Annotated in this window: 24 protein-coding genes, 1 tRNA gene, 2 rRNA genes and 1 CRISPR repeat array; of the genes, 8 read left to right on the top strand and 19 right to left on the bottom strand. The window is 58.5% G+C overall.

The annotated features are described in order from the left end of the window. Positions 1–278 precede the first annotated feature (278 nt). Positions 279–1,220, bottom strand: a complete 942-nt coding sequence (locus ABGT66_RS02530; protein WP_346688621.1) for a LysR family transcriptional regulator — start codon at positions 1,218–1,220, stop codon at positions 279–281. A gap of 197 nt (positions 1,221–1,417) precedes the next feature. Here ABGT66_RS02530 and ABGT66_RS02535 point away from each other — a divergent pair, with 197 nt between their 5' ends. The 5 genes from ABGT66_RS02535 to ABGT66_RS02555 all read left to right on the top strand — a co-directional run bounded on the left by ABGT66_RS02535 (position 1,418) and on the right by ABGT66_RS02555 (position 5,554). Then, positions 1,418–2,341 carry a DMT family transporter gene (locus tag ABGT66_RS02535; RefSeq protein WP_300264118.1) on the top strand — a complete coding sequence of 308 codons (924 nt, stop codon included), beginning with the start codon at positions 1,418–1,420 and terminating at the stop codon, positions 2,339–2,341. 153 nt (positions 2,342–2,494) lie between these two features. Then, positions 2,495–2,773 (top strand): hypothetical protein, encoded by a 279-nt coding sequence (locus ABGT66_RS02540; protein ID WP_294192029.1) that lies wholly within the window; start codon positions 2,495–2,497, stop codon positions 2,771–2,773. Between the two features lie 29 nt (positions 2,774–2,802). Next, positions 2,803–3,459, top strand: a complete 657-nt coding sequence (locus ABGT66_RS02545) for a polyphosphate polymerase domain-containing protein (protein WP_346688622.1) — start codon at positions 2,803–2,805, stop codon at positions 3,457–3,459. A gap of 21 nt (positions 3,460–3,480) precedes the next feature. Further along, on the top strand, positions 3,481–4,152 hold the full coding sequence (locus ABGT66_RS02550; protein WP_346688624.1) for a DUF4956 domain-containing protein: 672 nt from the start codon (positions 3,481–3,483) through the stop codon (positions 4,150–4,152). Between the two features lie 7 nt (positions 4,153–4,159). Next, positions 4,160–5,554, top strand: coding sequence for a CotH kinase family protein (locus tag ABGT66_RS02555; RefSeq protein WP_346688626.1), 1,395 nt, complete (start codon positions 4,160–4,162; stop codon positions 5,552–5,554). Between the two features lie 66 nt (positions 5,555–5,620). Here the strand turns inward: ABGT66_RS02555 and ABGT66_RS02560 are convergent, their stop codons facing one another. Both ABGT66_RS02560 and ABGT66_RS02565 read right to left on the bottom strand, forming a co-directional pair. Beyond that, positions 5,621–6,478, bottom strand: coding sequence for an ADP-ribosylglycohydrolase family protein (locus ABGT66_RS02560; RefSeq protein ID WP_346688628.1), 858 nt, complete (start codon positions 6,476–6,478; stop codon positions 5,621–5,623). 60 nt (positions 6,479–6,538) lie between these two features. Beyond that, on the bottom strand, positions 6,539–7,318 hold the full coding sequence (locus ABGT66_RS02565; RefSeq protein ID WP_346688629.1) for a hypothetical protein: 780 nt from the start codon (positions 7,316–7,318) through the stop codon (positions 6,539–6,541). An 81-nt stretch (positions 7,319–7,399) separates the two neighbouring features. On the opposite strand from ABGT66_RS02565, the gene ABGT66_RS02570 reads away from it, so the two are divergent. Continuing rightward, positions 7,400–7,867, top strand: coding sequence for an NUDIX hydrolase (locus ABGT66_RS02570; protein WP_346688631.1), 468 nt, complete (start codon positions 7,400–7,402; stop codon positions 7,865–7,867). Positions 7,868–8,041: 174 nt separating this feature from the next. Here the strand turns inward: ABGT66_RS02570 and ABGT66_RS02575 are convergent. From ABGT66_RS02575 to cas9, 12 genes are all read right to left on the bottom strand, one after another. Then, positions 8,042–8,126: transfer RNA gene (locus ABGT66_RS02575), tRNA-Leu, on the bottom strand. 63 nt (positions 8,127–8,189) lie between these two features. After that, complete coding sequence (locus tag ABGT66_RS02580) at positions 8,190–9,119, bottom strand: alpha/beta hydrolase (RefSeq protein ID WP_346688633.1); 930 nt, start codon at positions 9,117–9,119, stop codon at positions 8,190–8,192. A gap of 223 nt (positions 9,120–9,342) precedes the next feature. Next, complete coding sequence (gene rplS, locus ABGT66_RS02585; RefSeq protein WP_300264086.1) at positions 9,343–9,705, bottom strand: 50S ribosomal protein L19; 363 nt, start codon at positions 9,703–9,705, stop codon at positions 9,343–9,345. 92 nt (positions 9,706–9,797) lie between these two features. Continuing rightward, a complete protein-coding gene (gene trmD / locus ABGT66_RS02590) occupies positions 9,798–11,051 on the bottom strand; it encodes a tRNA (guanosine(37)-N1)-methyltransferase TrmD (protein WP_346688634.1) in 1,254 nt (417 codons plus the stop codon). 1 nt (position 11,052) lies between these two features. After that, a complete protein-coding gene (gene rimM / locus ABGT66_RS02595; protein WP_346688635.1) occupies positions 11,053–11,598 on the bottom strand; it encodes a ribosome maturation factor RimM in 546 nt (181 codons plus the stop codon). Continuing rightward, positions 11,582–11,827, bottom strand: a complete 246-nt coding sequence (locus ABGT66_RS02600) for a KH domain-containing protein (RefSeq protein WP_294194828.1) — start codon at positions 11,825–11,827, stop codon at positions 11,582–11,584. Before ABGT66_RS02600 ends, rimM begins: the two co-directional genes overlap by 17 nt. Before the next feature lie 12 nt (positions 11,828–11,839). Continuing rightward, positions 11,840–12,112: a 30S ribosomal protein S16 gene (gene rpsP, locus ABGT66_RS02605; protein WP_294194830.1), complete on the bottom strand. Its 273-nt coding sequence runs from the start codon at positions 12,110–12,112 to the stop codon at positions 11,840–11,842. 73 nt (positions 12,113–12,185) lie between these two features. After that, positions 12,186–13,547 carry a signal recognition particle protein gene (ffh, locus tag ABGT66_RS02610; RefSeq protein ID WP_346688637.1) on the bottom strand — a complete coding sequence of 454 codons (1,362 nt, stop codon included), beginning with the start codon at positions 13,545–13,547 and terminating at the stop codon, positions 12,186–12,188. Positions 13,548–13,550: 3 nt separating this feature from the next. Next, complete coding sequence (locus tag ABGT66_RS02615; RefSeq protein WP_294194836.1) at positions 13,551–13,895, bottom strand: sigma factor-like helix-turn-helix DNA-binding protein; 345 nt, start codon at positions 13,893–13,895, stop codon at positions 13,551–13,553. Between the two features lie 82 nt (positions 13,896–13,977). Further along, positions 13,978–14,936: a CRISPR direct-repeat array (repeat unit 36 nt; unit sequence GTTATAGCTCTCTGTCACACTCCGAAATGCTATAAT). 63 nt (positions 14,937–14,999) lie between these two features. Beyond that, positions 15,000–15,299 carry a CRISPR-associated endonuclease Cas2 gene (gene cas2 / locus ABGT66_RS02620; RefSeq protein WP_346688639.1) on the bottom strand — a complete coding sequence of 100 codons (300 nt, stop codon included), beginning with the start codon at positions 15,297–15,299 and terminating at the stop codon, positions 15,000–15,002. Positions 15,300–15,348: 49 nt separating this feature from the next. Beyond that, complete coding sequence (gene cas1 / locus ABGT66_RS02625) at positions 15,349–16,227, bottom strand: type II CRISPR-associated endonuclease Cas1 (protein WP_346688641.1); 879 nt, start codon at positions 16,225–16,227, stop codon at positions 15,349–15,351. Next, positions 16,214–19,378, bottom strand: a complete 3,165-nt coding sequence (gene cas9, locus ABGT66_RS02630; RefSeq protein ID WP_346688642.1) for a type II CRISPR RNA-guided endonuclease Cas9 — start codon at positions 19,376–19,378, stop codon at positions 16,214–16,216. Before cas9 ends, cas1 begins: the two co-directional genes overlap by 14 nt. A 522-nt stretch (positions 19,379–19,900) precedes the next feature. Between cas9 and epsC the strand changes: the two genes are divergently transcribed. Beyond that, positions 19,901–20,623: a serine O-acetyltransferase EpsC gene (gene epsC / locus ABGT66_RS02635; RefSeq protein ID WP_346688643.1), complete on the top strand. Its 723-nt coding sequence runs from the start codon at positions 19,901–19,903 to the stop codon at positions 20,621–20,623. A gap of 420 nt (positions 20,624–21,043) precedes the next feature. After that, positions 21,044–22,045 carry a TRAP transporter substrate-binding protein DctP gene (dctP, locus tag ABGT66_RS02640; RefSeq protein ID WP_294194843.1) on the top strand — a complete coding sequence of 334 codons (1,002 nt, stop codon included), beginning with the start codon at positions 21,044–21,046 and terminating at the stop codon, positions 22,043–22,045. Positions 22,046–22,259: 214 nt separating this feature from the next. Here the strand turns inward: dctP and ABGT66_RS02645 are convergent, their stop codons facing one another. From ABGT66_RS02645 to ABGT66_RS02660, 4 genes are all read right to left on the bottom strand, one after another. Further along, the gene (locus ABGT66_RS02645; protein ID WP_346688645.1) at positions 22,260–22,490 is read right to left on the bottom strand and encodes a hypothetical protein; all 231 of its coding nucleotides are present in this window, start codon (positions 22,488–22,490) and stop codon (positions 22,260–22,262) included. Between the two features lie 396 nt (positions 22,491–22,886). Then, positions 22,887–24,059 (bottom strand): malic enzyme-like NAD(P)-binding protein, encoded by a 1,173-nt coding sequence (locus ABGT66_RS02650; protein WP_346688647.1) that lies wholly within the window; start codon positions 24,057–24,059, stop codon positions 22,887–22,889. Between the two features lie 282 nt (positions 24,060–24,341). Next, positions 24,342–24,457 (bottom strand): 5S ribosomal RNA (gene rrf, locus ABGT66_RS02655). A gap of 93 nt (positions 24,458–24,550) precedes the next feature. Next, positions 24,551–25,467 (bottom strand): 23S ribosomal RNA (locus ABGT66_RS02660); the annotation flags it as partial.

Consider the following 25,467-nt stretch of genomic DNA (forward strand, 5'->3'; position numbering starts at 1 on the left):
GCGCCGCAAACAAAAAAACGCCCCGGGATTCCCTTTTCGGGAACGGGGCCTAACTGAGGGGTTTTTGTGAAGATTTAAGGAAGGTTGTTATTTTCAACGGCTGCGCCTTCGTGCAAGCTCCGGCGCGCCGTGTAGCCGTCTGTTTTCCGTCCGGGGCCGCGCCCCGTCCTTCAACGGTTCATATGATAGCGCGCGTCAAGCGGCGCGTGTAGATACAAAATTGGAATATCGATATATAAATATCTATATATCCCGTGCGGCAAAGCGTTCCGGCTTTTCTACGCGTTTTGCTCCAGCTCTTTTTTTACGCGCGCGACGGTCTCGCGCAGCTTTTCAGCGAAGAGCTTGTCCTCCGGCGTGAAGCGGTAGTTCTTGCGGTAGATGAGCAGGTCGCGGAAGGAGTTGTCCGCGTCGCGGCAGCGCTTCTGGACGAGGCCGAAGCGGTCGAGCGTCTCGTGCGGCATGGGCGAGACCCAGATGTAGGCGGCGGGCAGGCGGCAGAGCAGCTCGAACTGTATTCCGCGTTCGTAGACGGCGATTTTCTTCTTTTTCTCGTGCTTCTGCGCGAGCATGCGCGCCTCGGAGACTGGCAGCGCGGGGATGGAGTTGTCGTCGTGGACTATTTCCGTGTAGAGGCGCAGCTCGGAGTATTTCAGCTCGGGCGCGGACGCGAGCGGATGGCGGCGCGACATGAGCGCGAGGTATTCGAATTCCCACACGGGCTCGTATTTGAGCGAGCGTTCTTCGAGCGCGGCGAGGAAATATTTTTCGTGCTCGCGCTGGCAGCGCAGTATCCCGAGGTTCGAGACGCCGTCGCCGACGTTTTTGAGCACCTGCGTGGAGTTCGTCTCGCGGTATTTTACGTCGAGCCCCTCGGCGTCGTCGAGCGCCGCGGCAAATTCGGAGAATGCGAAGGCCGCGTAGCTCGCGCGCGGGAGCGAGAGGCTGAATTTTTTCACACCGGAGGGCTTATAGAGCGATTCGAGCTCGTCCACCTGTTCGAGTATGCGCCGCGCGTATTCGAGGAACTGCTCGCCCTGCTCGGTCGGCTCGACGCCTTTGGGGGTGCGGCGGAATATCGTGATGTTCATGTCTTCCTCGAGCTCGCGGATGGCTTTGCTCAGGTGCGGCTGCCCCATGAAGAGATTTTCCGCGGCCCGCGAAATGGAGCCCGTCTTCGCCACCTCGACTGCGTAGCGCAGATGCTGGATATTGTTCATAAATTTATCCTCCGGTCTTTATTTCGGCACGCTCCTATAATAGCAGAAAAAGTTAAAAAATGTGTCCTCGATTTGTAAAAAAGGAAACAATATTCCATTTTGCGCCGTTTCTTCCACTGCGGAGAAACGGCGCGCCGCCGCGGCGCGGACGCGGTATAATTCTGCCGTCTGATACCGCCGCCGGGAGGGGTTTCGCAATGCCTGAAAGATTTCACGATATGGATAAATCGCGCGCGCCTCGCGCGCTGGATTACGCGATGGTGCTCTGCGCCGTCACTATATGGGGCGGCAGCTTCGCCGCCACGAAGTACGCGCTCGCGCAGGCGGAGCCGTCGCTGATTCTCTGCCTGCGCCTCGCGATGACGCTGCCCGTGCTCGCCGCTGGATGCGCGCTCGGGCGCGAGCTGCGCCTGCCGACGGCGCACGAGGCGTTCGTGCTCGCGCTGCTCGGTTTTCAGGGGATATGCTTTCACCAGGGGATACAGGCTGTTGCGATGAAGACGGCGGGCGCGGGAAACGCGAACTGGATGATGGTCGCTTCGCCCGCGGTCGTCGCGGTGCTCGGCTGGCTGTTCCTCAAGGAGAAGATCTCGCGCGGCGCCGTCGCCGGGCTCGCGCTCGCCTCGGCGGGAGTCGCGCTCGTCCTCGCCGCTGGGACGGTGAAGGAGACCGCGGAGAGCGTTTCCTTCGGCTCGTGGGGCGATTTCCTGATGCTCGCCTCCGTCCTAAACTGGGGCGTCTTCCTCGTAATTTCGCGCAAGCTGCTGAAGTCCACGATGACGCCGGCCTTCTCGATATTCTGGGAGCTGGTATTCGCCGCGTTCTTCGCGTTCCTCGCGACGCTCATCTTCGGCACAGACTACTCCGTCATCCCCGGCTTCACCGCGGGCACGTGGCTTTCCATAATCTTCCTCGGCGCGCTCTCCTCCGGCCTCGCCTATCTTTTCTGGTACAAGGCCCTCGCCGCAATCCCCGTCGCGAAGCTCACCGTCTTCCAGTTCCTCCAGCCCGTCGCGGGCATGGTCATATCATACCTGCTGCTCGGCGAGCGCTACACAATCTGGCTCGTCCTCGGCGCGGCGATGATAACGGCGGGAATTTGGCGCGTGAACCGGCGGTAGGGACGGCGTGTAACAATTTCGTAACATTTTCCGGCGCGGCGTTTTAGCGATGCGCCGCTTCTGATATTATTTTATTATTGGCAGTGTTTACATTTAATAATTTCCGCGCCGTGTCACGCAGGGCGGCGGCGCGTCGGGGAAGGAGTTACGCTTATGAAGAAGAAAAACCTGACAGTGCTGCTCGCGCTTCTGCTTGCTGCGGGCGTCGTGTCGTGCGCCGCTCTTGAGAGCGCCTCTGCCTGGCCCGCGAGTTCCGGCGCAGCCCCTTACGGCGCTTCGAACTACGACGACGGAGGCTCGGATTACGACCGCGGCGGCTCCGGCTACGGGGATTCCGCGCACGGCGGACGCTCGAATTACGGAGATTCCGCGCACGGTGGGCGTTCCGATTACGGCGACACGCGCTACGGAGACTCACGTTACGCGCGCTAGAGGCCGGGGGCGCGCCCTTCCGGCATGAATTGAAGTTTCTTGTCACGCGCGGCGAGGGCTTTGCGCTTTCGTCGCGTTTTTCCGCACTTTTCACGCGCGACGGGCACGCGGGCGCGGACGGGCGTTACGAGGTCCACAGCCTCTATTTCGACACGCCGGACGACCGCGCGCTGCGCGAGAAGCTTTACGGCCTGCGCGATAAGGAGAAGTTCCGTCTGCGCTATTACGGCGGGGACGTTTCTTTTGTGCGGCTCGAGAAGAAAATAAAGCGCGGCGAGCTCTGCGCGAAGTTTTCCGCGGTTCTGCCCGAGGGCGGCGCGGAGGCGCTTCTCGCTGGGCGGCCGGATTTTCTGCTTGAATCGGACGAGCCGCTTTTCGCGGAGTTTTACGCGAAGCTGCTCGGCGGCCCGCTGCGTCCGAGCGCGGCCGTCAGCTACAGCCGCGAGGCTTTCGTTTACGCGCCGGGCGGCGTGCGCGTGAATATCGACAGGGACCTGCGCCGCTGCCTCGACGCGCGTGAGTTTCTGAATCCGCGCCGCTTCGGCGTGCCGGCGGACGGCGGCTTCGATTTGCTCGAGGTCAAGTACGGCGCGTTCCTGCCGGACGTGGCGCGTATGGCGGTGCAGACGGCGGCCTGCGCGCGGAGCGCCTTTTCGAAGTACGCGGAGTGCCACCGCTTTGAATAACCGGACGGGAGCGATTTGCGCATGACCTTCAGAGATATTTTCAAGAGCGGCTTTCTCGCGCGGACGGCGCAGCTTTCCGTCGCCGATATGGCGGTATCGATGCTGCTCGCCTTCGCGATAGGGCTATTTATTTTTTACATTTACAAAAAAAGCTACCGCGGCGTCATGTACTCGGCGAATTTCGGGACGTCGCTCATCGCCGTCGCGCTGGTGACGACCTTCGTGATGCTCGCCGTGACGAGCAACGTCGTCCTTTCGCTCGGCATGGTCGGCGCGCTTTCGATCGTGCGCTTCCGCACCGCGGTCAAGGACCCGATGGACATCGCCTTCCTGTTCTGGAGCCTCGCCGCGGGCATCGTGCTCGCCTCCGGCCTCGTCCATCTCGCGGTGCTCGGCAGCCTTTTCATCGGCATCGTCATGCTCGTCTTTTCCGACAGGCGCGACGAGGAGCGCCCGTACATCCTCGTCGTCCACTGCGCGGACGAGACGTCGGAGCGCGCGGCGCGCGACTTCGCATCCTCGCGCGTCAAGGCGCTTTCGCTCAAGAGCAAGAGCGTTTCGCCGGGGCGCGTCGAGCTGAACTACGAGGTGCGCCTGTCTGACGGCGCGGCGGATTTCGTCAACGCGCTCGCGGCTCTGCCCGGCGTCAAAAACGCCGTCCTCGTCTCGTACAACGGCGACTACGCCGCGTGAACCGCGCGTGCTGAAGCGCAGAAACACGGATAAAATCTGCATAATCGCGATGACGGCGGCCTGCGCGCTCGCGCTGCTGCTCGCGGCGTGGAACGGCGGCGCGGGCAGCGATCCGGCGCGCGGGCCGGAATACGCGGCGGCGCTCTTCGACGGCGGGCGCGTCCATCAAATCGACATTGAGATAGAAAACTGGGAAAAATTCATAAAAAACGCGACGCGCGAGGAATATTCGCCATGCGCCGTCACGATAGACGGCGAGCGCTTCGACGGCGCGGGAATCCGCGCGAAGGGCAACAACTCGCTGCGCCTCACGCACAAATACGGACACGAGCGCTACAGCCTCAAAATCGAATTCGACCGTTACATCGAGGGCGCTTTATGGCGCGGCCTCGACAAGCTCTCGCTCGACGCGGCCTTCCAGGACAACAGCTATCTGAAAAACTTCATCGCCTACGGCCTAATGGCGCGGCTCGGCGTCCCCGCGCCGCTGCGCTCCTTCGCGTGGGTGACGGTAAACGGCGAGCCGCACGGCCTCTTCCTCGCGGTCGAAGAGCCCGAAGAAGCCTTCGCGCTGCGGAACTTCGGCCCCGCCCACGGGCGGCTCTACAAGCCGGACTACCGCTCGCTTGACGATGAAAACGCCGACGTGGCGCTGATTTACAGCGGAGACGACCCGCGGCGCTACCCGGGCATATTCCGCCGCGCAAAGTTCCCCGTATCGGCGGCGGACAAAAGGCGGCTCATAGCCGCGCTCGAACGGCTCTCCGACGAAAGCCGGTGCGCTTCCGCAGCGGACCTCGACCTCGCGGCGCGCTACTTCGCCGTCCAGGCCTTCGTCGTGAACGCAGACGGCTACCTCGGCCCGACGGGCCACAACTACTATCTGTACGAAAAGGACGGCCTGCTCGCGATGCTGCCGTGGGACTACAACCTCGCCTTCGGCACATACTCGCTCGGCGCGCCGCGGCCCGAGAACGACGCGCGGGCCTTCGTCAACTGCCCGATAGACGAGCCAGCGCCGCGTGAGATACTCGCGAAGCGCCCCTTCTTCTCCGTCCCCTTCGCGCGCGGCGAGTGGCGCGGGCTTTACAGACAATACCTCGGCGAAGCCGCGGCGCTCTTCGAAAGCGGCGAGTTCACGGCCGAGATAACCCGCGCCGCGCGCATGATAGCGCCCTACGTCGAACGCGACCCCACCGCCTTCTGCTCCTACGCCGACCACAAACTCGCCGTCAGCACGATAACAGCCTTCTGCGAGCTCCGCGCCGAAAGCGTCCGCGCCCAGCTGAACGGCGCAATCCCCGCGACGCGCGCCGGGCAGGCCGCCGCGCCGGAAACGCTGGTAGACGCCTCCGCGATACGCATAGAGGACATGGGCGAAATAGCCGACCTGACGGACTGACGCGGCGCACAGAAAACGCGGAAGGACGCAAAATCCTCCCGCGTTTCCGCAATTTTCGCCGCCGGCCTAACGCGCAGCGCCGTTAAAAAAATCCGCCTCGCATAGCTCCGCTATCCACTCGCCGCGCGCAATCTGCGCCTGCCACTCCTGCGGGATGCCGCGCCCGCCCGACGAGCCGTAGTAAATGCCCGCCAGCCCTCCTGCGACGGCCGCCGTCGTGTCCGTGTCCCCGCCGAGGTTGACGGCCTTCAGCACGCATTCGCGGTACGACGAAGTCGTCGCGAAGCACCACACCGCCGCGTCGAGCGTGTCGAGCACGTAGCCGCCGCTTCGGACATCCGCGCGCGGCTTCTTCCTTATGTCGTACTCGTCGTCGTAAAGCCGCGCCGCCTCCTCCGGCCCGCCGCCCGCGAGCAGAAGCTCCGCGATGCGCACATACTCCTCACACGCGCCTGTCGAAATGGGATGCGCGTGCGTCAGCGCCGACACGGCGGCGACCTCCTCGTCCGTGTGCGGAACGAAGGCCAGCGGCAGAATGCGCATCAGCGAGCCGTTGCCGTTGTCCGCGACGCTACGCCCGCCGCAGCTTTCCACGCCCACGCCCTGCATGTAGAGGCCTATCGCCTTGCGCGTCGTGTTGCCGATGTCGAAGACGCTGTGGTACGGCGTGAATTCGTTGTGCGCGTACCATCTCACGAAATTATCCATAATGTCGCGCAGGTCGATTCGCCGCCTCCGCCCGAGGCTCTCGAGCGTCGCGAGCGCGAGGCTGCCGTCGTCCGACCACGTCCCGGCGGGCAGCCCGTGAGTCCCGCCGCCGATCATATCGGCCACGCAGAACGTATCACGCTCGCAAAACTCCACAGGCACGCCCAAGGCGTCCCCGACGACCAAACCCATAATGCCGTCATATACGCGATTCAAAATATATCCTCCGACGTGAAATATAAATTTGACATAATTATAACGGAGCACGGCGCACGTTCATGCGCGGTTCAGCAGCCTATCCGCCGCGGCGCATTTCACCAGCAGACAATCCGCGTCCGTCCACACCTCCGTATCGACGCGGCGCAGGCCGTCGATGCGGCGCGCGGCGAAGCCGTTGGCCTCCGGCGACAGAACTTCGTCGAGCAGCGACACAATCGAACGCCCGCGCTCCACACCCGAAATCATAAAACCGGCGAACAACCCGCCGGAAACGCGCCCGCGCACATCCGAACCGCGCCTCCTGACGTTGTCCTCAGCCGCGCGGAACAGCGCCGAAAGCGCCTCCGTGTCGGATCCGGCGAACATCGAGGCGATATCGCACGCCGTGCGGACGCCGCCGCACATTGCGGACAGCAGCCGCGCAAACGCGCCGTTGAACTCGTTTATCGTCGCTATGTCGAATTCGCGCAGCCGCGGAAAAGAATCCCACATATCCTCGGACGGAGCGACAGCGACGAGAGCGCCGTCCGCGGGCAGGACGCAGTAAAGAGCGCGCCCGGGGGAAAGATATTCCTGGGCGGAGCCGCGCCGCCCCGCCGCGATGACGCACCTGTTCCTCTTCGGGAAACCGCGCCACGACGGCAGAAACTCCGAAATGAGAAGCGTGTACTCGTTGCCCGTGTCCGTCGACGCTCTCGGCCTCGGCCTGCGCTCGTACCAATCCCCGCCGTCCTCCGAAGCGCGGTAAAGCCGCACGCCGCCGCGCCAGAGCCGCAAAGCCTGCAAATATTTCGTGCCAAGCAGCCCCGCGGGAGCCGCTTCGTCCGCGTTGGTCATAACATTCACCCTGCCTCATTCTAACATCAAAACGGCGGCGGGGGATATAATAGGGGCAGTTCAAAAAAAGGAGACGAATACATGGAAATAACGGTGTCATACGCGGTGATCTACATGGACGCGAAAAGCGGGAAATTCCTCATCGTCCACCCGACGCACGAAACATACTGGAGCCTGCCCAAGGGCGGCATGGAGGAGGCCGACGGCGGCGACGGCGCGAAAGCCGCGGCGCGCGAGCTGTTCGAAGAAACGGCGATAAAAGCAGACCCCGCGGCGCTGAAATACGGAGGCCGCCACGACTACTACAGAGCCGGCAGAAACGGCAAAACGAAAAACAAAGACCTCTGCATATACCTGTACGAAACGGACGAGGCAATGAAAACCGCGGAAATGATCTGCGCCTCGATGGTACACAGCGCCCCCGGCGCGCCCTTCCCCGAAAACGACGATTTCAAATACATCGAATACGGCGAAATCGGCGAATACTTCCACGCCGACGGCGAAAGAGCGCTGAAAGCGGCGCTGCGGGAGCTGGGGATTGGGGAATAGCGGCAAAAACCGGCTGTTCTAAAACGCGCAGATACGCACGTTCGGCCTCAGCGCCTACAGACGCGCGCGGTGATATCCGCGCTGCGCGTTTTTTATCGTGGTTCCGTAATTTTGGCAAATGAATATAAAAAAAGAGACCAACCTTTCGGCTGGTCTCTCGAGGGTTTTTAAAAATGGTGCCGGAGACGAGAATTGAACTCGTACGGGTTGCCCCACACGCCCCTCAAACGTGCGTGTCTACCATTTCCACCACCCCGGCGCTCAACGCAAAGAAGTATATAAAAAGTTCGCCGTTTCGTCAAGCTTTTTCTGTGAGATTTTTTTATTTTTCCTGCGGTTTTTCCAAGCACTCGCGCATGAAGCCGGCGGCGGCGTTTACGGCCTGTTCCGCCCAGAATTCCGGGCCGCAGTGGTCGGCCCCGGCTATGAGGTAAAGGCGCGCCTCTTTGCCGCAGGCGCGGAGTTTTTCGTAGAGTTCAACGCTCTGGCGCGCGTTCGCGGTGCGGTCCTTCGTTCCGTGGAAGATGCAGAAGGGCGGGAGTTTTTTGTCGGGCGTTATGTGGGTGACGGCGCTCGCCTTCGCGGCAAGCTCGGGGTGTTCCATGACGTAGATTCCGCCGAGGAGTTTGCCTTCGGGAGCTTTCGGCGTGTGGTGGCTCGTGGTGGTCGGGAAGCCGTCTTCCATGAGCAGCGTGACGGTGCCGTAGTAGTCAAGCACGCCGCGCACTTCGGCGGAGACGCCGGGGAATAGGCTCTCGTCCATGTCGCCGCCCTCTTCGGCGAGCGCGCAGAATACCGCCGTGTGTCCGCCGGAGGAGTCGCCGCCTATGAATATCTCGTCGGGTATTATTCGGTATTCTTCCGCGTGCGCGCGCATATAGCGTATCGCATTGCGCGCATCCCGTATCTGCGCGGGGAAGGCGGCCTGCCCAGTGTGACGGTATTGTACGATCGCCGCGACGAAGCCCTTTTTCACGATCTCGTCGAGGCAGCATACCGACATGTAGAGATCCTGTTCTTTCCAGGCCGAGCCCTGCACGTAGACGAGGCACGGATATTTTTTGTCAGGCTCGTTCCGCGTTATCGGAAGCAGTATGTTGAGGTGCAGCGGGACGCCGTCAGGGGCCGCGTATTCGACTTCGCGGATGAACTGCACGCCGGTCTCAAAGCCTGTCGTTTCGATGCGTTCCGCACCTTCGGGGATTTCCGTATATTCGGGGAATTCTTCATACGTCCATTTTTTTACTTCCATTTGCGGTCGCCTGCCTGTCTTCGTCTCGTTTTCCGAAATTATAGGCTTTTTTGCAGGCTTCAGGCAACGGCGGCGATTGACGGGCGCGCCGGCGCGGTTTCACATCGCGTTTTATGACGGAGGTTCGGAGCAGAAGATTCTCGGGACGGCATTGCTGCGCGCACATACGAAGAAAGCCCCTCCGCGAAGGAGGGGCTTGGCTTTTTCCGTGAGATACGGAGATTTAGTCGAAGTCCTTGCGCTCTTTGATACGAGCGGCCTTTCCGCTGAGTTTGCGGAGGTAGTAGAGCTTCGCGCGGCGGACGCGGCCCTTGCGGACTACTTCGATTTTGTCGATGCTGGGGCAGTGGACGGGGAAGATTCTTTCCACGCCGACGCCGTTGGAGATTTTGCGGACGACGAAGTTTTCGCGGAGACCGCCGTGCTGACGGCCGATGACGACGCCTTCGAAGACCTGTATACGGCTGCGGTTGCCTTCCACGACTTTGACGTGGACCTTGACCGTGTCGCCGGGGCGGAATTCGGGGATGGAGCCTTCCGCCTTATGGTATTTTTTCTCTACCAGAGCCATTCTTGGATCCTGCATGAGGTTTTCCCTCCTTTTTGTAATGTTTTATTTTTTCATCTTTTACGGCGTTTTCGCGCCGTTGGTCTGTTGCGTTGTCCTGTCTCGTCTTTTCAGCGCCAGCCGAAGAAGCGGTCGAGCGTTATGCTCACGGCGCTTCTCACGGAGAGATGGTTCCAGCCGTCTTTGCCGCCGATTATCGGCGTCATTACGGCGTCAGCCATATCCATGACTTCGTCGTGGAGCCCCCAGCCAGTCCCGAATATGAAGAGCGGGCTGTGGTCGCGCCGCAGGATCTCGCGTTTGAGCGTGAGCCAGTGCTGCGCGCCTTCGTGACGTTTCGCCGTCGTCGCTATCTTGAACACCGGCTTTTTTTCTTTCTCTTCGGCCCAGGCCAGCGCCTTCTGTACGGAGGCGAATATTTTGAGCGTCGAGAAAGCCTCGCGCCGGTCGGGGTTGTAGTCCGCGCCCCAGCCCGAGGTCCAGTGTCCCGCGATGCGCTTCGCCATTTCGCGCTGCTGCGCGATTGGCGTTACGAGCAGGTATTTTTTTATTCCATAGGTGCGGCAGGCGCGCGCGATGTCGTGCAGGTCCATGCCCGTTATCGCGGTGGACGATTTTTCGCCGCGTTTGTCGAGGACGGGATAATGTACCTCCATCACGTAGGCGCCGCCCGAGAGCCACGGTATCAGCCCCGCGCGGCCGGCGATGTCGGGGCGCCTGTCAAGCGTACGTTCGACAGACTGCCTCCTGCGCCAGCGCTCGATGGCCTTGGCGTCTCCGCCCGTCAGCACTTCCGGCACGCGCTCTCCGCGCCATTCAGCTGGGCGCGTGTAGTGCGGCGTGTCGAGCATACCGCTGTAGAAGGAATCTTCTTCAACGGAGCTTTCGCTGCCCACTACGCCCGGGATGAGGCGCGATACGGCGTCGACTATGGCCATCGCGGGCATCTCGCCACCCGTCAGCACGAAATCGCCGAGAGATATTTCCATATCCACGTACTTTTCCGTGAAGCGTTCGTCCACGCCCTCATAGTGTCCACAGACGATGACGAGGTGCTCTTTGCGAGCGAGGTCTTCCACGAGCTCCTGATGGAAGCGGACTCCCTGCGGGCTCGGGTAGACGACGTAGGGCTTTCCGCCGCCGGAGACCGATTCGACCGCTTTCGCGAGCGGCTCCGCCATGAGCATCATGCCGCCGCTGCCGTAGCAGTAGTCGTCTATCTGCCTGTACGAGCCTTCCGAAAAGTCGCGGATGTCTACGACTTCCGCTTCGAGCTTCCCCGCCGCTATGCCGCGCCCGAGGACGCTCGCCGCGAGGTAGCCGCGCATCAGCTCCGGGAAGGCCGTGATGACGGTTATTTTCATCTCAGTCCCACAATCCCTCTGGAATATTTACTGTCATGGTGCCTCCCGCGACGTCGACGGAGACGACAGCGTCTCCGACGGCCGGCACGGGTTTTTCTTTGCCGTCCGGGGTTTTCACGACGTAGACGTCGTTGCTGCCCGTCTGGATGATTTCGCTCACCCGTCCGAGGTTTTCCCCCGTGCTCGCGTCGAGGACGGCGAGGCCGATTATATCGTCCAGCCAGTATTCGTCCTCTTCGAGCTCGACCCTTTCGTCTTTCGGTACGGTGACGGAGGCGCCCTTCATGGCCTCGGCGGCGTTTCTGTCCTCGACGCCCTGAAGGTGAAGGAAGAAGGTGTTCTTCCCCTCGTATGGCTCAAGCCTGCGCACCTTCCAGCTTTTCACGGGCTTGCCCGGCAGCGATATGTCGAGCTTTTTCATCCCGATGAAGCGCTCCGGGAAGTCCGTCAGCGGTATCAAGAGCATGTCGCCCCTGACTCCGTGCGCGGCGGCTATTTTGCCTATCTCGCACCGTCCTTCGAGAGAAGGATCAGTCTTCTTTGACATCGACGTCCACCTTTTCGCCCGACTTTATCGAGGCCGCCTTCGCCACGTGGCGGATGGCGTTGATGGTGGAGCCTTTCTTGCCTATCACGCGGCCCACGTCCTCGGAGTCCACCCTTATCGTTACGAGTATGACCCCGCCCTCGGAGCGGTCCTCTTCCACGCGAACCGCCTCGGGCTTCGTGACGAGCCTGCGTACTATCAGATCAACCAGGTCGACATAATTCGCCATGATTTATCCGCCCTATTCCGCTTCGGCCGCCGCTGCGGGAGCGTCGATGACTCCGGCCTTCTTAAGCAGCTCCTTCGCCGTATCGGACGGAGAAGCGCCGTTGCCGAGCCAGAACGCCGCGCGTTCGGCGTTTATCTTGATCTCCGCCGGGTCTACGAGCGGGTTGTAGGTCCCGAGTATCTCTATGAAACGGCCGTCTCTCGGGGAATGAGAGTCCGCCACAACCAGACGATAGAAAGGAGCCTTCTTTTTCCCGTGACGGGAAAGACGTATACGTACTGACATCTTGCGTTAACACCTCCTGTGTCTATTCTCTTAATGCTCTATTGAAAACGGATTATATCCGGCTCAATCAAATTCAGCGGAAGAAGCCGCGCTTCCCGCCCATGCCAGGCGGCATACGGAAGCCGCCTTTTTTGCCTCCGGCCATCTTGCCGAAGGTCTTCATCATGGACTTCATCTGTTCGTACTGCGCGAGCACCTGATTCACCATCTGCACCGAGGTGCCGGAGCCCTCCGCTATCCTGCGGCGGCGGCTGCCCTTGATTATCTCGGGATTGCGGCGCTCCTTCGGCGTCATCGAGAGTATGATGGCCTCCGTCTGCTTCATGCGCTTCGGATCTATCTCGGCGTTCTTCAGCGCCTTCGCCGCGCCCGGAATCGGCAACATTTCTATAACCTTCTCCAGCGGGCCGAGCCTCTTTATCTGCTGGAGCTGCATCAGCATATCTTCGAGCGTGAAGCGGTTTTTCTTCAGGCTCTCCGTCATGCGCTCTATATCGGCCTCGGAGGTAGCGGACTGGACTTTCTCAAGCAGACCCTCCATGTCCCCCATGCCGATGATGCGCTGCGCCATGCGCCGCGCGTCGAAAATTTCAAGGTCCTCCGTCTTTTCGCCGCAGCCCGCGAGCTTGATCGGCACGCCGGTGCTCGCGCGCACCGCGAGGGCCGGGCCTCCGCGCGCGTCGCCGTCGAGCTTCGTCAGCACGACGCCCGTCAATCCGAGGCGCTCGTGGAAGGTGTTCGCGACGTTGACGGCCTCCTGCCCCGTCATCGAGTCGACGACGAGAAGGATTTCCGTCGGGTTCGAGGCGGATTTCATAGTTTCGAGCTCTCGCATCAGCTCGTCGTCCATCTGGAGGCGTCCCGCCGTGTCAAGCAGAATCATGTCGCAGAGATGCGACTCCGCGTAATCGCGCGATTTGCGCGCGACCGCCACTGGGTCCGTCTCGCCCGGTTCGGGGCCGAAGAACGCGATGTTCGCCTTCTCCGCGAGCACGCGGAGCTGGTCGACGGCCGCGGGCCTGCGAAGGTCGCAGGCGACGACGAGCGGCTTGTGCCCCTTCGACATACGGCGCGCGATTTTCACCGTCGTCGTAGTCTTACCGGAGCCCTGGAGGCCGACCATCATGTAGACCGTCGGCGGCTTCGGCGAAATCACGAGCGGCGCGGGCGCGTCGCCCATAATCTTTATAAGCTCTTCGTAAACTATCGTGAAAATAAGCTGCGACGGCGTGATGGAGTCGAGCACTTCGCGCCCAGTCGCGCGCGCGCGTATCGCCTCGACGACGTCCTTGACGACCTTATAATTGACGTCCGCTTCGAGAAGCGCGCGGCGCACCTCGCGCAGCGCGAGATTTATATCCTCTTCGGAAAGCTTCCCCTTGCCGCGGAGGCTTGAGAAAATATTTTCAAAACGTTCTTTGAGCGAATCAAACATTGCCTACCCCTCCAGCAGCTTCTTGAAATTTATATAAAAATCCTCGGGCAGCCGCGATTTATTCTCTTCGAGCTCCCGCTCCATAGCTTCGAGCCTGCGCCTCAGCGCGGCGAGGCCGAACGAGGCTTCATACTCCTCCATGTGCTCCCGCGCGCGCGCCACAAGGTCGTGAACCCCCTGCCGCGAGACGCCGAGCGCCTCCGCCGCCTCCGCGAGCGAAAAATCCCGCATAAGGATCATCTCGCACGCGAGACGCTGCTTCTCCGTGAGCCGCTGCCCGTAGTTGTCAAACAAAAGCACGTCCCGAACGCGCTGATTCAGAGAATCTCTCTCCGCCAAGGCAGCCACCCCCAGTCAACCAGAGGATTATACAGGGTGTTGAGGAAGGTGTCAAGGAATTTGGCTTGACAGACAATAAAGCTGATAAGCGGAGGGTTTTTGTCATCACACTCCGAAATGCTATAATTCGACGATATGCGGAGCACTGCCGGGCAAGTTATAGCTCTCTGTCACACTCCGAAATGCTATAATCCAAAGAGTATTGCATGATGATGAGGGCGGGTTATAGCTCTCTGTCACACTCCGAAATGCTATAATAACTTATATGCAAACCTATTCGCCAACGGAGTTATAGCTCTCTGTCACACTCCGAAATGCTATAATGAAACACACAAGACATATCTGCGCGCCTTGGTTATAGCTCTCTGTCACACTCCGAAATGCTATAATCGCTTCTTCGCGCGCCTCTGCGAGCGTGTCGTTATAGCTCTCTGTCACACTCCGAAATGCTATAATTATGCACTGAATATAATGAATTATCCACCAGTTATAGCTCTCTGTCACACTCCGAAATGCTATAATTGCAGGCAGCATCAAGGTCGACTGTGAACGGTTATAGCTCTCTGTCACACTCCGAAATGCTATAATAAAAGCGAGATATAGGGGCGAAGTAGCGCGGTTATAGCTCTCTGTCACACTCCGAAATGCTATAATGTGGCCGTAGGCATTCCGCGCGTCGCGGCGGTTATAGCTCTCTGTCACACTCCGAAATGCTATAATAATTAACATTCAACACCTCACAAGCCTTGTAGTTATAGCTCTCTGTCACACTCCGAAATGCTATAATAAGCGGTCATATAAGGTTGCTCCGAGGTCGGTTATAGCTCTCTGTCACACTCCGAAATGCTATAATGTCAACGTCGAGTTTGCGCTCGAACAGAGCGTTATAGCTCTCTGTCACACTCCGAAATGCTATAATAGATTTCTATGTATTGTTGAGTTTACAAAGGTTATAGCTCTCTGTCACACTCCGAAATGCTATAATCGAAGTTTGCAGGCACTCTCGCATCTTTGGTTATAGCTCTCTGTCACACTCCGAAATGCTATAATACGCAACACACAAACCCGCTCCGGCAGCGCGCCGGGGCGGGTTTTCACGTTTATTTTTCCGTATCAGAAAAGCAGAGTTTGGCGCGAATCGAGCGTTTTTTCTTTTTTCGTCCGCGTGCCTACGAGAATCTTCATCGCAGCATACTGTTTGTCGGTGATTTGTAGAAAGCGCACGGAGCCCTTCGGCGGGAGCGCCTTTTTAAGCCGGTTCAGGTGCTTGTCCACGGAGTCCTCCCCGTTGACGATGCGGCAGTAGACGGAGAACTGGAGCATATCGTATCCGTCTTCTATGAGGAATTTGCGGAAGCGCGCGTATATCGTCCTGTCCTCCTTGGACACGACCGGCAGATCGAAAAACACCATCAGCCGCATGAAGCGGTTCCTTGTGCGGCAATCGCGCGCCATGCCGCGCTCACGGCTCCGCAAGCTCCGGCAGTTTCAGCGCTGAAGCGTCGCCCACAGCGCTGGCCGTGCTGAAGCTGGCGCACATTATGTCTATCGCGCGCAGTATTTTCTGCCGTTCAAAATTTATCACGACAGGCGCGCCGAGCAGCGCGGCAAGCTCCGCGCGTTCCTTTATAGTGAAAGCGGAGCCGTTTGTGACATTGCGCGCCGTCCAGAGGTCTACGACGGGACGCAGCACCTCCATGAAGTCGTCAGCAAGGTTGAAGGCGTTCAGCTCGTTTCTGTGGTGGATGCCGGCGGCGCATAGAAAGCCGTAAGATGTGAGCGAGCGGGCGACCGCGCCGCGCATTATCGCGTAGCCGTAGTTGAGCGCTGCGTTCACGGCGTTGTCCTCCTGTCTCGTCGTGTCGGGCATGTAGCTATCGAAGTAGATGCGCGCGGCGGCGCTCTCTCTGTTGTCCGGGTCTCCGCTTTTCACTTCGGAGGCAAGCGCGCGCAGCTCCGCGCCGCCTCGTATGCCCAGCATGTCGAGACAGAGCGCCTGGTTTTTTATTTTCTGTTTCACGACCGCCTTCCAGCAGTTCTTGCGGAAGGGCAGCGTCTGCTCCATCTGGCATTTCAGCACCTTGAGGAACCTGCTGTGGCGTTGGTAGGGCAGGAAGACGCCGCAGGGGAGATGTCCCTCGCCGCAGGTGAAGAGCGGCACGCCGCGCTCCGCAAGCTCGCAGAGCAGCGCCGCCGTGAACACCGTCCTTTCGCTTTCGACTATTATGACGGCAATGTCTTCGAGCGGTATTTCCGCCGCCTCTTCCTGCTTTACGACGAGATGTCCGTGCTTCAGGGAGAGGCGCGCGGGATTCGAGATTATGACGTTACGCCAGCTCATGCGGCGGCTTTTCTTTTTTGACTTTGTGGTACTCGCCGAGGACGTCTACTTCGTATTTTTCAATGCTTTTCGCCGTCCTCATTCCGATGCTGCGCCATAGCTCTGAACCGTCATGGGCTTTAACTGTAATTGCTCCAGTAGCTATGTCACACCCCACGTAATAACCAAATATTTCTTTTCCTTTGCTGTCAATTATCCTTAGCAAATCGTTGGTGCAGAGTGAACAAACAAAGGAATAGCTGGAATTGACCTCTACCCATTCTCTAACATCTTTACCTTGAGTTATAGCTCTGTCTTTGACTATCTTCTTCGCTATATCGCTTACGTAGTATGGAATGAGATAATATTTCCCGCTTTTGCTGTACACGTCCACCCGTACCATTCTTTCATTCGCGGCTATCCCGCCGCGCACCAGTACGCCCGACGTGCCGGACGAGAATATTTTTATGGAGCGCACGACTGGGCCGGGGCTTCCGTCTTTCGTAGGCTTGCGGAATTCTTTCGCGAAGGCTTTGTCAGGCTTGCCGCCGCATTCCTCAAGCCGTTTTTTCAGCGCTTCATGAAGCGCCTTGTCCCGTTCCTTGCCGACCATATTTTCAAGATTTGCGGGCGTTACAGACGTCAACGGCGTTTTTACCGCTGTTTTGCCTTCGTCCCGATATTTCGCGCTGCGGACGGTCTCGGCGTGTGCTGCACCGGCCGCGCTTCTGTCAGGCTTTCTTGATATAAAAACAGGCTTCAGCTCTTCCAGTTCTTCCCCTGTGTAGTTCATAAGGCCGAACTCCCTTATCTTCGCCGCCGGGTCGTCGGATAAGCGCGCTTCTATCTCTTTTCTGAAATTCGTCCACGGCTCGGGGAAGCGCGTTTTGCGCCCCTCCGCAGACTCTTTTTTCAGCTGGCACAACTCTCTTTTTCGTGAATACTCCGAGATTTTCCGAATTATGGCGGGGGTTGCGGCGGCTATTACGCAGGCGTCGAGCGCGTGGTGCAGGTCGCTGGCCCTCCTGTCTTTCAGCGCGTTTATGCCCCATTGCCTGCGCATGACTGCGGTAGCCCTTCCGTTGACTCTGGTCACGGGCCTGCGTACCGTCTCGTCCGCAAACAGCAGGTTCTTTTCCAGCCAGTCGGCGACATAACTCGTTATATGGCGCGTATCGCCGAGGGCGCGCGCTTTCATTTCATTGGCTTCACTTTCTCCAAAGTCTTTCGTCATGAGGCGCGCGGCGCGGCGTTTATTTTTAATATATGCTTCCACTCTGGCGGCAAAAGCCTCCCACGCCTCGCCGTCGCCGCCGAAAAATTCGTAGGGCGTTCTGTCTCCTTTGTTTCTGTTCGCGCTTCCGATTACAAGGACTTTGTTCGTCAGGCTGTCGTCGAACGAACGGCTGTACGGGATTATATGATCTATTTCAGCATAGCTGCCGTCGTCCCCAGCGAATGCGAGCTCGGGGTCTATATATTCGCCTGTATATGGACAGAATCCCGCCTGCTCTTTCCAAAGACGGTATTTTTCGAGTTGAAGGCCGTTAGGCCTGTAGCCGAACTGTTTTGCATAGTCCAGCGCAAGCGCGTCTTTCTTATCCCTGTTTTCGTTCTGTTCTTTTTCGATTTTTTTACGCTCCTCCGCCGAGTGTGAGAGCTCCCTCGCAAGCTCAATCTGTATATATGTCGGCGGGCCGTACCGTCTGATGATTGCGTTTACGACCTTCCTGGTCTGCGCAACAGCTCTGATTACGACGGGATTGCGCAATCCCTCCCAGTCGGGGACCGGCAGGAAGGCGCTGCGTTCCGTCTCTCCGCCGGGCGCGTAATGCGAATATCCTGCGAGCGCGCAGGCTTCGTCGTAGCGGCAGCCCTGGGCTTCCATGAATGGGATCAGCCTGCCCATGGCCTTGAGCGAAAGGTTTACGCATTTGCTGAAGTTAAGCGAGAGTACAGCTTCGGCAAGTTTGCGTTCAACGCCTCGTTCTTCGAGGTATTGCAGGATATCGTCGTCTGTCTTACGAAACGTCAGCGCGCAGGCTAATGCGTCGAGCATCTCCGGCGACGTAGTAATAAGCGTGTCCCAGTATTCTTTTCCAAGCGCCGCGCTTATCGTTTTTTTGAAAGCATGGAAGCCTTTCAGTTCGGCAAATACGGCATCCTCCGGGTCTTTGCCCTCTTTGGCGCGAGGCAGGCTTTCAAACGTCCATTCTCCGTCCGCGTCAAGCGCTCTGCGAATGTCTTTATACGTGACTTTTGCTTTCTTATATGCAAGCTTTTCTATGATTTCCATTTTTTCACGCCGCAGCTCGGCGCGCCGCCCGTCAACCCGGACTCTGAGATTGGCTATACTGCCGAGCAGTATAAAGCGCTCCGCCGTCCACGACGCCTTCGGAGCGCGAAGCTCGCCGGGTTCGAGCGTACAACGCCCCACCATTTTTTCAATCTGGTCTCCGCTTGCAAAAGGGAGCTGGGAGGAAAAGATTCCAAGATATTTGTTTTCTATCTCATGCGAAGTAAAGGGATTGCCGAAACTGCGCTGACGTTCAAACAGAACTTTTATTTCCTGCGTTAACGCGGCGCGCGTAACGGAACATGAATAATCCCCTCTCTTATTGCGCTTATGCTCCGCAAATTTTTCATCGCATTGCATCATCTCGCCGACCGTCCTGTAACCTTTTCCGCCGGAGCCGGAAAGCAGCTCCGCGTTGACGCTCATCGCCTGCTTCGCGCGTCCATCTTCCTGGTCTTTTTGCGCGTCGCCGCTCGCTGCGCTGCGGTTGGACTTGAAACCCCTCCGTTTCGCTATATGTATCAATACGCGCGCCCATTCCTCGCCGGAGAGCATGCGGTCAAGCCCCTCGGCGCGAAGCTCCCACGGCGTGAGAGAATGCGGACGGGAATAAAGCGCATCCATCTGCTCCTGCGTGAGGACGCTCTTAGATACTAACAGCGACCTTATATCTTCCATGCGCTGCCGTTTTCTGCGCAGCCGCCGCCTGGCGCTCCTCGCTTCTCGGCGCGGCGCCGCGAGCGAAGAGCCGTCTTTGGGGTTTTCCCCAGCTTGGAACAGCCGCACGCCGAGATCCGCAATTCTTTCTCTGTCGAAGTCAAGCACGCTCCAACCTACCGAAGTAATCCCTATGTCCAATCCTAAAGAATATTCCATGGCGAAAACCTCCTGACGCGAGCCTGCGCTGCGGTGATTTATTCAAAAACACGGGTGAAAATTCTATAACAACCAGAAACGGATAAAAGGATACCCTGACCGGTCATACACTTACGTGTGCGACGGCCAGGGCAAACCTTACGGTAAACTTATTATAGCAATGTGTCACACTCCGAAATGCTACACTCACTAAATACCGCGACATTATTTTATCCTATAGAATTGATAAAATCAAACTATTACGCACAGATGCGCAAAATGCGTGCAAAACATACGTTCCTCGCCTCTCTTGCCAACCCGTCCCGTCCGTTATAAAATACGTTGCATGAGTACGATAGTTTTGAACCGCCGTTTTGATAACGTTTGTTGTCGCCGCACGGAGTTATAGACCGCGCGGATGGTGTGCCGCGCGCATAGAGGCGCGGCCCGGGGCGGAATAATTTTATACGTAGCCGGAAGAAGCAAAATTTTCAGGGGGCCTGCGAAAGCGGGCCCTCTTTTTTTATTGCAGGAGGTAATGACATGAACGCATGGAGGACTATCAGAAGCGACTATCTCGCGGCTAAGCGCAACGACCCGTCGATTTCGGACGGCGCGCGCGGATTTTTCGAGGTCCTCCTCTGTACGCCGGGCTTTTTCGCTATAACGGCGCACCGCGGGATTCATTTCCTGCACTCGACGCTGCATATACCTGTTCTGCCGCGGCTGCTGTCGCTTTTCGTGCGCTGGTGGACGGGGATTGAAATCCACCCGGCGGCGAAGATAGGCGCGGGTTTCTTCGTCGACCACGGCGCGGGGGTCGTGATAGGCGAGACGGCGGAGGTGGGCGAGAACGTTACGCTTTTCCACGGCGTTACGCTCGGCGCGACGGGCAACGAAAAATCTCACAAGCGCCACCCGACGCTCGGCGACAATATTTTCGTAGGAAGCGGCGCGAAGCTGCTGGGGCCGATAACGGTCGGCTCGAATTCGAAGATTGGAGCGAACAGCGTCGTGCTGCGCAACGTGCCGGAGGGAGCGACGGTGACGGGCGTCCGCGCGCGCGTCGTGAAGCTCGGCGGCTCGCCGGTGCGTCAGCAAACCGCCGCCGAAGCCTATGCCGCTGAGCTGGAAGCGCGCCTCGCGCGCCTCGAGGAGGAGATACGCGCGCTTCGCGCGGCCCACGCGGAGACGCCGCCGTATCTTTCCGTTCAGCGTTTTTCCGCCGTTTCGCGCAGGCGCGGAACGCCGCGCGCGGGCGCGTGATATTTCACATTTTCGGCATTTCGCGCGCCGTATAAGACGTTTTTTCGCGGCGCACGAAATTTTCCGCCGCGTTTCGCGCGCCGCGCCGCTTGTCCCGCGGCGTAAATCGTCATACACTTTCCGCGCTGCGCACAACGCGCGGCGCGTGTCCCTCACTGGATGCGCGCGCTTTGCGCCGTCCCGCGCGCAATGAAAATCGCTTTAGTTTCAAAATTCCGCCACGATGTGAATTTTATCAAAATATTTTTTATTTTTTCATACAAATATTCTAACGTTGACATCGCGGCTCTTCTGATATATCTTTTATAATGTAGTTTGTAGAATTGCTTATTCATTTCTGTCTGTTTCTTTGAGCGGGCTTTTGCGGCCCACGCGGGCCGTAGTTATAAAAGCGAGAATCTGAAGGGAGAGGTACAAGCAATGAAGAAGTTGGCAGTATTTATGACGTCCGTCCTTGTTTTCGCCATGATGGCGACGGCGGCTTTCGCGGCGGATCAGATCGTGTTCCGTTTCGCAGGCCAGCAGCCGGTCGAGCACCAGTGCACGAAGATGATGCAGGATTTCGCGAAGGAAATCGCGGATAAGACCAACGGCCACGTCAAAATCGAAGTTTATCCCGCCAGCCAGCTCGGCGACTACACGCTCGTCATGGAAGAGCTCATTCGCGGCACCGTCGACATGTCGGTGACGTCGTTCGCGAGCTCCTTCGACCCGCGCTTTGAGCTCGTCTACATCAACGGCTACGTCAACGGCTACGACCAGGCGAAGGAAGTTTTCGCCCCCGGCGCGTGGCTCCCGAACAAGCTTAACGAGCTCGGCTCCGCACTCGGCGTCCGCGTCCTCGGCTCCTATGTCGAAGGCATGATCGGCGTCGGCTCGACGAAGCCCCTCAAAGAACCGCTCAACCCGAAGGTCGACAAGGGCGTCCTCACCCGCGTCCCGAACATGGACACCTACATGCTCGGCGCTCAGGCGATGGGCTTCCGCACCATCACCATTCCCTGGGCCGACGTCTATCAGTCGCTCCAGACCGGCGTCTGCGACTCCGTCAACGCTATGGCTACCGCGGCCGTCTACACGAGCCTCGGCGACGTCATCAAGTACTGGTACGCCACGAACTACTCGATGGAGTACCTCCCGCTCATGATCAGCGAGAAGTCCTGGCAGAAGCTCTCCCCCGAAGAGCAGAAGGTCTTCCAGGAAGCTGCGAAGAACTTCACCATCAAGTCCATCGATACCGCTCAGTCTGAAGATATGAAGTACATGGACCTCATGAAGAAGAAGGGCATCGAAGTTTACACCTACACGCCCGAAGAGCTCCAGCCCCTCAAGGAAGCCTGCATCACGACCTGGGAGAAGCTCGGCGAGCGCGGCATGACCCCCGAACTCATGAAGGAATTCAGAGAGCACCTCGGCAAATAAGCCGATCGCTGAACGATTCGGAAACGACAAAAGCGGCCCATAAAGGGCCGCTTTTTTAATGCCTTTGCGCCCGGTTTATACCGGGCTAGTTTAACGACTGCACAGCAGCCGCCAGGCAAATTTTAAGCCGCCGCCTCAGCGGCATTGGTGGCTGACCTAAAGAGCACGGGCGCGTTATGCTCATTTAACTTTAGGCAAGAGACAGCATAGCTCGTCATTCCGCGCTTGACGCAATGCGCTGTTCGCCCCAGCGAACAAATCGAAATATCTTTAGCATATTGCTAACGCCCGATAAAGCGGGGCGGGCCATATCGTCGGCGTTTTGCCGATGGACGCGGAATCCTGCGGCTTTAAACTCCGACGTGGTTGGGGCATTTAACGACATTAGATGCCGGGCCAAGCCCAGCATGACTGGATTGCTGTCTTTCTTTTCAAGTTTAGCCACTATATTTCGTCGTTTCGCGCCTGACGCGGAGTTCAGCCGGCCTTGAGCTCCCGGTATTTACACAGCAGGAGGACACGCCGGCCAAGAAGTACATTCGACGTGTGCCATCCATATTCATCGTGCGCCGGCCGGGTGTTAAGGGAATATACAAAGTTCGCATGGCGAATGGCGCACAGTGTCGAAGCGCGGCATGACGCGGCGGCGTCTCTTAAATGAACTTAAAAGGATATAACGTTATGCACAGCCGCATGCGGGCATGTCCATTGCTGCGCCGCAGGATTGCCATACAAAAACGGAGGCCGCGTCAAATAACGACGGCCTCCGTGCTGTTTACCGCGCTGATCTCTGAAAATGCTGCCCGAGCGCGGTTCGCGCAGACAAGCCGCGCCGGCGGCGCTATATCCTCGCGACTCCGCTCTTGCGCGCGGCCTCCGCGACGGCCTTCGAGACGTGCTCGCAGACGCGCGGATCGAAGGCGGCGGGAATTATGAACTCGGGGTTCAGCTCCTCGTCGCTGACGAGATTCGCGAGAGCCATCGCCGCGGCTATCTTCATCTCCTCGTTGATGTCGCTCGCGCGCACGTCGAGAGCGCCGCGGAAAATGCCCGGGAAGGCCAGAACGTTGTTGATCTGGTTATAGTAGTCGCTGCGTCCCGTGCCGATGACCGCCGCGCCCGCCTCGAGCGCGAGCTCCGGCATGATTTCGGGCGTCGGGTTCGCCATCGTGAAGAGCACGGGCTTCGGCGCCATCGTGCGTATCATATCCTGCGTGACGACGCCGGGGGCGGAGACGCCGATGAATACGTCCGCGCCGCGCATCGCGTCGGCGAGCGAGCCGGTTCTGTGCTCATGGTTTGTGATTTCTATCATGGCGAGCTTCTCTTTGTTCGAGCCCGCGGTCTCTTTGCAGATGATGCCCTTGCGGTCGCAGAGCAGCACGTCGCCGACGCCGACGGAGAGCAGCAGGCGCGCGATGGCGACTCCGGCGGCTCCCGCCCCGTTCATGACGACGCGGATGTCGGACATCTTCTTATCCACGAGCTTCAGCGCGTTGACGAGCGCCGCGAGCGTGACGACCGCCGTGCCGTGCTGGTCGTCGTGGAAAACGGGGATGTCAAGCGTCGCCTTCAGCGCGCGTTCAATCTCAAAGCAGCGCGGCGCGGCGATATCCTCGAGGTTGATTCCGCCGAAGCTGCCCGCGAAGAGCGAAACGGCCTTCACAATTTCGTCCACGTCATGCGTACGCACGCAGAGCGGAATCGCGTCCACGCCGCCGAACTTCTGGAAGAGGACGCACTTTCCCTCCATGACGGGCATTCCAGCCTCCGGCCCGATATCGCCGAGGCCGAGCACGGCGGAGCCGTCCGTGATGACGGCGACGGTGTTCCAGCGGCGCGTGAGCTCGTAGCTCAGCGACGGGTCCTTCTGTATCTCAAGGCAGGGCTGAGCGACACCGGGCGTATAGGCCAGAGAAAGCTCTTCCTTATTGCTCACAGACAGCGGAGAAGTAACCCTGATCTTCCCCTTCCATTCACGATGCAGCCTCAAACTCTCTTCCGCGTAGTTCATATTACAAACCTCTCCTTTGACAGAGTATCAATCACCGGACATACGGCAGTCACAACCGTTCCACGAAGCCGTGGCCGCCTTATATTGTATCAAAATAATCATAAGCGGCGCGAGAGATAATCGTCGCGCAGCGCAATTTATGAAAGCCAAGCACCGGTGACGTAAACGGTTCTGAGGCGCATAGTTAAGAGACGCGGAGAAGCCATTATGAGACACAGAACAACATACGCATATAAAGCGAGAGAGGGAAGCCATTAAGACTTCCCTCTCTGCTTCAACTACTTCCGGCGCCGGCCTACTCTCCCACGAATACCCTCCGCAGTACCATCGGCGATGAGGTGCTTAACTGCCAGGTTCGGCATGGTGCTGGGTGTGTCCACCTCTCTATGAGCACCGGAAATCTTTTTCCAACCTCTTAGACTCTGTTGTTTAATCGTCTATTCAGTCGTGCGGTATAAAGCCTTCGCTTTAGATGTCCGCAAAGGATTTATGAGGTTAAGGCTTCGGCGTATTAGTATTGGTCGGCTCAAAGGGCGTTACCCTCTTACACCCCCAACCTATCTATCCGGTCGTCTGCCGGACGCCTTATCTACTTATGTAATGAGGTATCTCATCTCAAGGCCGGCTTCCCGCTTAGATGCCTTCAGCGGTTATCCGATCCGAACATGGCTACCCAGCGTGTGCTCCTGGCAGAACAACTGGTTCACTAGCGGTTCGTCCATCCCGGTCCTCTCGTACTAGGGACAGTTCCTTTCAAATACCTTGCGCCCACAGTGGATAGGGACCGAACTGTCTCACGACGTTCTGAACCCAGCTCACGTACCGCTTTAATGGGCGAACAGACCAACCCTTGGGACCTGCTTCAGCCCCAGGATGCGATGAGCCGACATCGAGGTGCCAAACGCCGCCGTCGATAGGAACTCTCGGGCGGCATCAGCCTGTTATCCCCGGGGTAGCTTTTATCCGATGAGCGATGGCCTTTCCACTCAGGACCACCGGATCACTAGGACCAACTTTCGTTTCTGCTCGACATGTCTGTCTCACAGTTAAGCCACCTTATACCCTTACGCTCTCTGGGTGTTTTCCATTCACCCTGAGGTGACCTTCGCGCGCCTCCGTTACTCTTTGGGAGGCGACCGCCCCAGTCAAACTGCCCGCCTGACAATGTCCCGCGTCGTGCTTCAACGCTCGCGGTTAGAATCCCAGCAAGGTAAGGGTGGTATTCCAAGGGCGACTCCATATAGTCTGGCGACCATATTTCAATGTCTCCCACCTATCCTATACATACCTTACCGAAATCCAATATCAAGTTACAGTAAAGCTCCACGGGGTCTTTCCGTCCTACTGCGGGTAACTGGCGTCTTTACCAGTACCACAATTTCACCGGGTCTACTGTCGAGACAGCGCT

This window comes from uncultured Cloacibacillus sp. (genome assembly GCF_963926575.1).
Lineage (GTDB): Bacteria > Synergistota > Synergistia > Synergistales > Synergistaceae > Caccocola > Caccocola faecigallinarum.

What these genes read in the sequence shown, in the direction of transcription:
- cas2 (WP_346688639.1), bottom strand. Translation starts at nt 15,299, where the DNA reads ATGGTGTTTTTCGATCTGCCGGTCGTGTCCAAGGAGGACAGGACGATA.
- ABGT66_RS02570 (WP_346688631.1), top strand. Translation starts at nt 7,400, where the DNA reads ATGGAAATAACGGTGTCATACGCGGTGATCTACATGGACGCGAAAAGC.
- ABGT66_RS02600 (WP_294194828.1), bottom strand. Translation starts at nt 11,827, where the DNA reads ATGGCGAATTATGTCGACCTGGTTGATCTGATAGTACGCAGGCTCGTC.
- dctP (WP_294194843.1), top strand. Translation starts at nt 21,044, where the DNA reads ATGAAGAAGTTGGCAGTATTTATGACGTCCGTCCTTGTTTTCGCCATG.
- ABGT66_RS02650 (WP_346688647.1), bottom strand. Translation starts at nt 24,059, where the DNA reads ATGAACTACGCGGAAGAGAGTTTGAGGCTGCATCGTGAATGGAAGGGG.
- ffh (WP_346688637.1), bottom strand. Translation starts at nt 13,547, where the DNA reads ATGTTTGATTCGCTCAAAGAACGTTTTGAAAATATTTTCTCAAGCCTC.
- ABGT66_RS02550 (WP_346688624.1), top strand. Translation starts at nt 3,481, where the DNA reads ATGACCTTCAGAGATATTTTCAAGAGCGGCTTTCTCGCGCGGACGGCG.
- ABGT66_RS02535 (WP_300264118.1), top strand. Translation starts at nt 1,418, where the DNA reads ATGCCTGAAAGATTTCACGATATGGATAAATCGCGCGCGCCTCGCGCG.
- rplS (WP_300264086.1), bottom strand. Translation starts at nt 9,705, where the DNA reads ATGCAGGATCCAAGAATGGCTCTGGTAGAGAAAAAATACCATAAGGCG.
- ABGT66_RS02530 (WP_346688621.1), bottom strand. Translation starts at nt 1,220, where the DNA reads ATGAACAATATCCAGCATCTGCGCTACGCAGTCGAGGTGGCGAAGACG.
- trmD (WP_346688634.1), bottom strand. Translation starts at nt 11,051, where the DNA reads ATGAAAATAACCGTCATCACGGCCTTCCCGGAGCTGATGCGCGGCTAC.
- ABGT66_RS02565 (WP_346688629.1), bottom strand. Translation starts at nt 7,318, where the DNA reads ATGACCAACGCGGACGAAGCGGCTCCCGCGGGGCTGCTTGGCACGAAA.
- cas9 (WP_346688642.1), bottom strand. Translation starts at nt 19,378, where the DNA reads ATGGAATATTCTTTAGGATTGGACATAGGGATTACTTCGGTAGGTTGG.
- epsC (WP_346688643.1), top strand. Translation starts at nt 19,901, where the DNA reads ATGAACGCATGGAGGACTATCAGAAGCGACTATCTCGCGGCTAAGCGC.
- ABGT66_RS02580 (WP_346688633.1), bottom strand. Translation starts at nt 9,119, where the DNA reads ATGGAAGTAAAAAAATGGACGTATGAAGAATTCCCCGAATATACGGAA.
- cas1 (WP_346688641.1), bottom strand. Translation starts at nt 16,227, where the DNA reads ATGAGCTGGCGTAACGTCATAATCTCGAATCCCGCGCGCCTCTCCCTG.
- ABGT66_RS02540 (WP_294192029.1), top strand. Translation starts at nt 2,495, where the DNA reads ATGAAGAAGAAAAACCTGACAGTGCTGCTCGCGCTTCTGCTTGCTGCG.
- rimM (WP_346688635.1), bottom strand. Translation starts at nt 11,598, where the DNA reads ATGTCAAAGAAGACTGATCCTTCTCTCGAAGGACGGTGCGAGATAGGC.
- rpsP (WP_294194830.1), bottom strand. Translation starts at nt 12,112, where the DNA reads ATGTCAGTACGTATACGTCTTTCCCGTCACGGGAAAAAGAAGGCTCCT.